Source organism: Bowmanella dokdonensis, from assembly GCF_017254865.1.
In the GTDB taxonomy this organism is placed as follows: Bacteria; Pseudomonadota; Gammaproteobacteria; order Enterobacterales; family Alteromonadaceae; genus Bowmanella; species Bowmanella dokdonensis.
Map to the genome: position 1 here is coordinate 1 of NZ_JAFKCV010000101.1, position 438 is coordinate 438.

At 49.5% G+C, this 438-nt stretch carries 1 protein-coding gene; it reads left to right on the forward strand.

Translation table 11 applies throughout. The features are described from left to right. The coding region (locus J0A66_RS21735) for a hypothetical protein (protein ID WP_206575941.1) at window positions 1-305 on the forward strand (305 nt) is incomplete at its 5' end. Window positions 306-438 lie beyond the last annotated feature (133 nt).

A 438-nucleotide genomic window follows, 5' to 3' on the forward strand; every position in this document is an offset into this window, starting at 1 on the left:
TAGCGGTATTGCCCTGGCAATGGTCAAGACAACAGTATAACGGACTGGAAAACGGCTTGGTGGTTGCCAATCCTTTTGAGGTGCTGCGTTTTGACGCTGACAATCTGTACCTGGGAGATGAGGTGTTTTCTCGCGCTAAGATTAAACGCTTGGTACTGGATGAGGTTGAAGGAAAAGGACTGTTCCAGTTACCTTTTAATCAGCGCCATGCCAAGGTGCCACAAGTGCTGTTTGATGGTGAATATTTGCCACAACTACGCCGGATGCTGAGCGAACAGTTGCCCGGTGTAGAGGTCATTACATAACCCGTATAACTGGTAGGACGTATGGACAGTTATCTGATTTTTATTCTGGTGGCCTGCGCGGCCATCGCCACACCAGGCCCGGCAGTATTGCTGACCTTAAGCAACAGCTTGAAACACGGTGGCAGAAAAGCCT